Annotated in this window: 2 tRNA genes and 3 rRNA genes; all 5 read right to left on the bottom strand. The window is 51.3% G+C overall.

The features are described 5' to 3' along the window. Positions 1–49 precede the first annotated feature (49 nt). The 5 genes from rrf to DN387_RS25865 all read right to left on the bottom strand — a co-directional run bounded on the left by rrf (position 50) and on the right by DN387_RS25865 (position 5,198). A 5S ribosomal RNA gene (rrf, locus tag DN387_RS25845) occupies positions 50–165 on the bottom strand. A 138-nt stretch (positions 166–303) separates the two neighbouring features. Next, positions 304–3,193: ribosomal RNA gene (locus DN387_RS25850) — 23S ribosomal RNA — on the bottom strand. A gap of 224 nt (positions 3,194–3,417) precedes the next feature. Further along, positions 3,418–3,493, bottom strand: a tRNA-Ala gene (locus tag DN387_RS25855). 7 nt (positions 3,494–3,500) lie between these two features. Beyond that, a tRNA-Ile gene (locus DN387_RS25860) sits at positions 3,501–3,577 on the bottom strand. 84 nt (positions 3,578–3,661) lie between these two features. Further along, a 16S ribosomal RNA gene (locus DN387_RS25865) occupies positions 3,662–5,198 on the bottom strand. The 16S, 23S and 5S rRNA genes sit together here with 2 tRNA genes alongside, the layout of an rRNA operon. Between the last annotated feature and the right edge of the window lie 429 nt (positions 5,199–5,627).

Below are 5,627 nucleotides of genomic sequence, written 5' to 3' on the forward strand. Positions count from 1 at the left end.
AAAGACAAAACCCCTACCTGCAGATGCAGATAGGGGTTTCGGAATTTAATCTTGACGATGACCTACTCTCACATGGGGAAACCCCACACTACCATCGGCGATGCATCGTTTCACTACTGAGTTCGGGATGGGATCAGGTGGTTCCAATGCTCTATGGTCGTCAAGAAATTCTGTTGCCAGAAGGCCTTGTTCAGACACTCCAGCGAATCGGGTATGTGATGTTTGTGAGTTACAAATCTTCGGCTTACTGTGTCTTCACAACACCGCAATCTGGTCGTTCGACGCAAATTGCTTGGGTGTTATATGGTCAAGCCTCACGGGCAATTAGTATTGGTTAGCTCAACGCCTCACAGCGCTTACACACCCAACCTATCAACGTCGTAGTCTTCGACGGCCCTTCAGGGAGCTCAAGGCTCCAGTGAGATCTCATCTTGAGGCAAGTTTCCCGCTTAGATGCTTTCAGCGGTTATCTCTTCCGAACATAGCTACCCGGCAATGCCACTGGCGTGACAACCGGAACACCAGAGGTTCGTCCACTCCGGTCCTCTCGTACTAGGAGCAGCCCCTCTCAAATCTCAAACGTCCACGGCAGATAGGGACCGAACTGTCTCACGACGTTCTAAACCCAGCTCGCGTACCACTTTAAATGGCGAACAGCCATACCCTTGGGACCGGCTTCAGCCCCAGGATGTGATGAGCCGACATCGAGGTGCCAAACACCGCCGTCGATATGAACTCTTGGGCGGTATCAGCCTGTTATCCCCGGAGTACCTTTTATCCGTTGAGCGATGGCCCTTCCATACAGAACCACCGGATCACTAAGACCTACTTTCGTACCTGCTCGACGTGTCTGTCTCGCAGTCAAGCGCGCTTTTGCCTTTATACTCTACGACCGATTTCCGACCGGTCTGAGCGCACCTTCGTACTCCTCCGTTACTCTTTAGGAGGAGACCGCCCCAGTCAAACTACCCACCATACACTGTCCTCGATCCGGATAACGGACCTGAGTTAGAACCTCAAAGTTGCCAGGGTGGTATTTCAAGGATGGCTCCACGCAGACTGGCGTCCACGCTTCAAAGCCTCCCACCTATCCTACACAAGCAAATTCAAAGTCCAGTGCAAAGCTATAGTAAAGGTTCACGGGGTCTTTCCGTCTAGCCGCGGATACACTGCATCTTCACAGCGATTTCAATTTCACTGAGTCTCGGGTGGAGACAGCGCCGCCATCGTTACGCCATTCGTGCAGGTCGGAACTTACCCGACAAGGAATTTCGCTACCTTAGGACCGTTATAGTTACGGCCGCCGTTTACCGGGGCTTCGATCAAGAGCTTCGCGTTAGCTAACCCCATCAATTAACCTTCCGGCACCGGGCAGGCGTCACACCCTATACGTCCACTTTCGTGTTTGCAGAGTGCTGTGTTTTTAATAAACAGTCGCAGCGGCCTGGTATCTTCGACCGGCATGAGCTTACGGAGCAAGTCCTTCACCCTCACCGGCGCACCTTCTCCCGAAGTTACGGTGCCATTTTGCCTAGTTCCTTCACCCGAGTTCTCTCAAGCGCCTTGGTATTCTCTACCCAACCACCTGTGTCGGTTTGGGGTACGGTTCCTGGTTACCTGAAGCTTAGAAGCTTTTCTTGGAAGCATGGCATCAACCACTTCGTCGCCTAATGGCAACTCGTCATCAGCTCTCGGCCTTAAGATCCCGGATTTACCTAAGATCTCAGCCTACCACCTTAAACTTGGACAACCAACGCCAAGCTGGCCTAGCCTTCTCCGTCCCTCCATCGCAATAACCAGAAGTACAGGAATATTAACCTGTTTTCCATCGACTACGCTTTTCAGCCTCGCCTTAGGGACCGACTAACCCTGCGTCGATTAACGTTGCGCAGGAAACCTTGGTCTTTCGGCGTGGGAGTTTTTCACTCCCATTGTCGTTACTCATGTCAGCATTCGCACTTCTGATACCTCCAGCAAGCTTCTCAACTCACCTTCACAGGCTTACAGAACGCTCCTCTACCGCATCACCTAAGTGATACCCGTAGCTTCGGTGTATGGTTTGAGCCCCGTTACATCTTCCGCGCAGGCCGACTCGACTAGTGAGCTATTACGCTTTCTTTAAAGGGTGGCTGCTTCTAAGCCAACCTCCTAGCTGTCTAAGCCTTCCCACATCGTTTCCCACTTAACCATAACTTTGGGACCTTAGCTGACGGTCTGGGTTGTTTCCCTTTTCACGACGGACGTTAGCACCCGCCGTGTGTCTCCCATGCTCGGCACTTGTAGGTATTCGGAGTTTGCATCGGTTTGGTAAGTCGGGATGACCCCCTAGCCGAAACAGTGCTCTACCCCCTACAGTGATACATGAGGCGCTACCTAAATAGCTTTCGAGGAGAACCAGCTATCTCCGAGCTTGATTAGCCTTTCACTCCGATCCACAGGTCATCCGCTAACTTTTCAACGGTAGTCGGTTCGGTCCTCCAGTCAGTGTTACCTAACCTTCAACCTGCCCATGGATAGATCGCCCGGTTTCGGGTCTATACCCAGCGACTAAACGCCCTATTAAGACTCGCTTTCGCTACGCCTCCCCTATTCGGTTAAGCTCGCCACTGAATATAAGTCGCTGACCCATTATACAAAAGGTACGCAGTCACCTAACAAGTAGGCTCCCACTGCTTGTACGCATACGGTTTCAGGATCTATTTCACTCCCCTCTCCGGGGTTCTTTTCGCCTTTCCCTCACGGTACTGGTTCACTATCGGTCAGTCAGTAGTATTTAGCCTTGGAGGATGGTCCCCCCATATTCAGACAAAGTTTCTCGTGCTCCGTCCTACTCGATTTCATGACTAAGAGATTTTCGCGTACAGGGCTATCACCCACTATGGCCGCACTTTCCAGAGCGTTCCGCTAATCTCAAAGCCACTTAAGGGCTAGTCCCCGTTCGCTCGCCACTACTAAGGGAATCTCGGTTGATTTCTTTTCCTCAGGGTACTTAGATGTTTCAGTTCCCCTGGTTCGCCTCTTGCACCTATGTATTCAGTACAAGATACCTGACTTATGCCAGGTGGGTTCCCCCATTCAGAGATCTCCGGATCAAAGTCTGTTTGCCGACTCCCCGAAGCTTATCGCAGGCTACCACGTCTTTCATCGCCTCTGACTGCCAAGGCATCCACCGTATGCGCTTCTTCACTTGACCATATAACCCCAAGCAATCTGGTTATACTGTGAAGACAACATTCGCCGAAAACTTGTAATTACTCACAAATTTTACCTTAGCCTGAACATACACCAGTGAAAGTGCTGTCCAGTCTATCTTTCTATCACATACCCAAATTTTTAAAGAACGATTCTGATAAAGTTCAGAAATCAATATTCGACGCGAATATTCATTTCTAAGCTTTGACAAACTAGCAAGCGGGGTGGTGGAGCCAAGCGGGATCGAACCGCTGACCTCCTGCGTGCAAGGCAGGCGCTCTCCCAGCTGAGCTATGGCCCCAGCAAATTGGTGGGTCTGGGCAGATTCGAACTGCCGACCTCACCCTTATCAGGGGTGCGCTCTAACCAACTGAGCTACAGACCCAATCGAAGGTTGCTAACCTAATCGTCTTCTTCAATGAATCAAGCAATTCGTGTGGGAGCTTATGAGACAGCTGATGTCGTCGATTAAGGAGGTGATCCAGCCGCAGGTTCCCCTACGGCTACCTTGTTACGACTTCACCCCAGTCATGAATCACACCGTGGTAACCGTCCTCCCGAAGGTTAGACTAGCTACTTCTGGTGCAACCCACTCCCATGGTGTGACGGGCGGTGTGTACAAGGCCCGGGAACGTATTCACCGCGACATTCTGATTCGCGATTACTAGCGATTCCGACTTCACGCAGTCGAGTTGCAGACTGCGATCCGGACTACGATCGGTTTTGTGAGATTAGCTCCACCTCGCGGCTTGGCGACCCTCTGTACCGACCATTGTAGCACGTGTGTAGCCCAGGCCGTAAGGGCCATGATGACTTGACGTCATCCCCACCTTCCTCCGGTTTGTCACCGGCAGTCTCCTTAGAGTGCCCACCATAACGTGCTGGTAACTAAGGACAAGGGTTGCGCTCGTTACGGGACTTAACCCAACATCTCACGACACGAGCTGACGACAGCCATGCAGCACCTGTCTCAATGTTCCCGAAGGCACCAATCCATCTCTGGAAAGTTCATTGGATGTCAAGGCCTGGTAAGGTTCTTCGCGTTGCTTCGAATTAAACCACATGCTCCACCGCTTGTGCGGGCCCCCGTCAATTCATTTGAGTTTTAACCTTGCGGCCGTACTCCCCAGGCGGTCAACTTAATGCGTTAGCTGCGCCACTAAAATCTCAAGGATTCCAACGGCTAGTTGACATCGTTTACGGCGTGGACTACCAGGGTATCTAATCCTGTTTGCTCCCCACGCTTTCGCACCTCAGTGTCAGTATGAGCCCAGGTGGTCGCCTTCGCCACTGGTGTTCCTTCCTATATCTACGCATTTCACCGCTACACAGGAAATTCCACCACCCTCTGCCCTACTCTAGCTCGCCAGTTTTGGATGCAGTTCCCAGGTTGAGCCCGGGGATTTCACATCCAACTTAACGAACCACCTACGCGCGCTTTACGCCCAGTAATTCCGATTAACGCTTGCACCCTCTGTATTACCGCGGCTGCTGGCACAGAGTTAGCCGGTGCTTATTCTGTCGGTAACGTCAAAACAGCAAGGTATTCGCTTACTGCCCTTCCTCCCAACTTAAAGTGCTTTACAATCCGAAGACCTTCTTCACACACGCGGCATGGCTGGATCAGGCTTTCGCCCATTGTCCAATATTCCCCACTGCTGCCTCCCGTAGGAGTCTGGACCGTGTCTCAGTTCCAGTGTGACTGATCATCCTCTCAGACCAGTTACGGATCGTAGCCTTGGTGAGCCATTACCTCACCAACTAGCTAATCCGACCTAGGCTCATCTGATAGCGCAAGGCCCGAAGGTCCCCTGCTTTCTCCCGTAGGACGTATGCGGTATTAGCGTTCCTTTCGAAACGTTGTCCCCCACTACCAGGCAGATTCCTAGGTATTACTCACCCGTCCGCCGCTGAATCGAAGAGCAAGCTCTTCTCATCCGCTCGACTTGCATGTGTTAGGCCTGCCGCCAGCGTTCAATCTGAGCCATGATCAAACTCTTCAGTTCAATACTGCTTGGGTTTTGAGAAAACCCTAAACTTGGCTCAGCATTCTCAAATGACTTACTTTCAAATCTTTCGATTTTCGTGCAGTCACTTGTGATGCTGATAATCTTTCTGACTATCAGTCTGAGCTCACAAGCACCCACACGAATTGCTTGATTCAGTTGTTAAAGAGCGGTTGGTCAAGAACTTTTCGTCTCAACCGAGGCGCGCATTCTACGCTTCCCTCAGAGTCTGTCAAGCGTTTATTTTGAAGTTTTTCGTTTCACTTCAAACACTTGACTCGCTTCGATCTCTCGTAGCGGGAGGCGAATTCTACAGCGTTACAACCTGCTGTCAACCACCTTTTTCACCGCTGCCGATCTTTCGATCGAAGCACCTCCAGCCTGACCTGAAACGTCCAACTCGTTGATATTCAAGGAGTTTTTCGTTCC

The organism is Pseudomonas sp. FBF18, from assembly GCF_024261405.1.
In the GTDB taxonomy this organism is placed as follows: Bacteria; Pseudomonadota; Gammaproteobacteria; order Pseudomonadales; family Pseudomonadaceae; genus Aquipseudomonas; species Aquipseudomonas palmensis.